Genomic DNA, 1,858 nt, shown 5'->3' with positions numbered 1-1,858 from the left:
TCTGGGGGGCCGGGCCGGCGTTGCTGGTTTCGATGTGATTGTGCGAGAACGTAATTCGCGTGGTCCGGTTAGAGCGATCGGGCGCCCCGGACCGTCCCGCGGCCCGGCTCGGGTTCCGTTCCATCAGGTAGGACAACCCCGGGCCGAACGCCCATGCCGGGACCAAGGGTTCTAAACTCGACGTCGTCACGGCTGTGTCGCGCGCCGAGGGGGTGCGCGCGTCGTCGACACCGACAGAACAATCAACCACAGGGAGTTCGCACGTGAGCCAGAATGGCCGTCCCGTAGTCCTGATCGCCGACAAGCTCGCGCAATCGACCGTCGATGCGCTCGGCGACGGCGTCGAGGTGCGCTGGGTCGACGGCCCGGACCGCCCCGCGCTGCTCGCGGCCGTGCCCGACGCCGACGCGCTGCTCGTGCGCTCCGCCACCACCGTGGACGCCGAGGTACTCGCCGCCGCGACGAAACTCAAGATCGTCGGACGCGCCGGTGTCGGCCTCGACAACGTCGACATCCCCGCCGCCACCGAGCGTGGCGTCATGGTCGTCAACGCGCCGACGTCCAACATCCACTCGGCTGCCGAACACGCCGTTTCGTTGCTGCTGTCGACCGCGCGCCAGATCCCGGCCGCCGACCGCACCCTGCGGGAAAAGACGTGGAAGCGCTCGAGCTTCAACGGCACCGAGATCCTCGGCAAGACAGTCGGCGTCGTCGGGCTCGGCCGCATCGGCCAGCTCTTCGCGCAGCGCCTCGCAGCCTTCGAAACCACGATCATCGCGTACGACCCCTACTTGCCCGCCGCGCGCGCCGCGCAGCTCGGTATCGAACTGGTCGATATCGATCAGCTCGTCGAGCGCGCCGACTTCATCTCGGTGCACCTGCCCAAGACGAAGGAGACCGCCGGCCTCATCAACGCCGAGCGTCTGGCCAAGGCCAAGGACGGCGTCATCATCGTCAACGCTGCCCGCGGTGGCCTGATCGACGAATCCGCGCTGCACGACGCACTCGTCTCCGGGAAGGTCCGCGCCGCCGGCCTCGACGTGTTCAACAGCGAGCCGTGCACCGATTCGCCGCTGTTCGACCTGGACAACGTGGTCGTCACCCCGCACCTGGGTGCCTCCACCTCCGAGGCGCAGGACCGCGCAGGCACCGACGTCGCCAAGAGCGTGCTGCTGGCACTGGCCGGCGAGTTCGTGCCGGACGCCGTCAACGTCTCCGGCGGCCCGGTCGGGGAAGAGGTCGCGCCGTGGCTCGAACTCGTCCGCAAACTCGGCCTGCTCGCCGGCACCCTGTCGCCCGAGGCCGTGCAGAACGTGCAGGTCATCGCGAGCGGTGAGCTGTCCGCCGAGAATGTCGACATCCTCGGGCTCGCCGCACTGCGGGGCCTGTTCTCCGCCAGCAGCGACGAGGCCGTCACCTTCGTCAACGCCCCGCAACTCGCGGAGCAGCGCGGCGTCGGCGTCGAGGTCGACAAGCACACCGAGGCGCAGACACACCGCAGCGCCGTCGAGGTGCGTGCCGTGGCCGCCGACGGCACCGTCACCGCCGTCGCCGGTGCGTTGACCGGCCTGCAGCAGATCGAGAAGATCGTCAACGTCAACGGCCGCAGCTTCGACCTGCGTGCCGAGGGACACAACATCGTCGTGCACTACGCGGACCGTCCGGGTGTGCTCGGCACCCTCGGCACCATCCTCGGCAACGCATCCATCGACATTCAGGCCGCGGCGCTGAGCCAGGACGCCGAGGGCGAGGGCGCCACCGTCATCCTGCGTGTCGACCGGGTCGTCGGCGATGCGGAGGTCGAGCAGATCACCTCGCAGCTCGACTCCCGGGTCGCGCAGGTCGACCTGTCCTGATT

The 1,858-nt window shown here is 69.2% G+C and carries 1 protein-coding gene; it reads left to right on the top strand.

The genetic code is table 11. From position 1 onward, the window contains the following. Positions 1–263 precede the first annotated feature (263 nt). Positions 264–1,856 carry a phosphoglycerate dehydrogenase gene (gene serA, locus WAX14_RS12090; RefSeq protein WP_422628301.1) on the top strand — a complete coding sequence of 531 codons (1,593 nt, stop codon included), beginning with the start codon at positions 264–266 and terminating at the stop codon, positions 1,854–1,856. Positions 1,857–1,858 lie beyond the last annotated feature (2 nt).

Source organism: Rhodococcus sp. (in: high G+C Gram-positive bacteria) (assembly GCF_049299235.1).
In the GTDB taxonomy this organism is placed as follows: Bacteria; Actinomycetota; Actinomycetes; order Mycobacteriales; family Mycobacteriaceae; genus Rhodococcus.
Note: the sequence above shows the minus strand (reverse complement) of the source record. Positions and strands in the feature narration are given on the sequence as shown.